The organism is Helicobacter marmotae (assembly GCF_003364255.1).
GTDB classification, from domain to species: Bacteria; Campylobacterota; Campylobacteria; order Campylobacterales; family Helicobacteraceae; genus Helicobacter_C; species Helicobacter_C marmotae.
Map to the genome: position 1 here is coordinate 1 of NZ_NXLR01000059.1, position 416 is coordinate 416.

The window sequence follows — 416 nt, forward strand, 5'->3', positions numbered from 1 at the left end:
AATTTCTTCTTATTCACATCATCTAATATATCTTTAGCTACCTTATCTACTCTCTCACTGATTTGAGCACTTGCAGCAGCGATTTCTACATTCTCTTGGGTTACACTCTCTAAATGTGATATAGCCTCATTGATTTGTGTAACACCTGTGGTTTGCTCTCTAATAGATTCTCCCATATCATTAATGCTTTGCACAAGTAAATTGGTATTTGCCTCTATTTCTCCTAAACTCTTTTGAGTGCGTTCTGCTAGTTTTCTCACTTCATCAGCTACTACTGCAAATCCTCTCCCATGCTCTCCAGCTCTTGCTGCTTCTATAGCGGCATTAAGGGCTAGAAGATTGGTTTGGTCTGCTATATCTCTAATAATGCCTATGACATTTTTAATATCTTCACTTTGTTGTATCACTTCGCCTGT

1 protein-coding gene is annotated in these 416 nt (G+C 38.0%); it reads right to left on the minus strand.

Annotation, left to right across the window (positions count from 1 at the left end):
* Window positions 1-416: methyl-accepting chemotaxis protein (locus CQA63_RS09330; protein ID WP_244916294.1), on the minus strand; the 416-nt coding region annotated here is incomplete at both ends.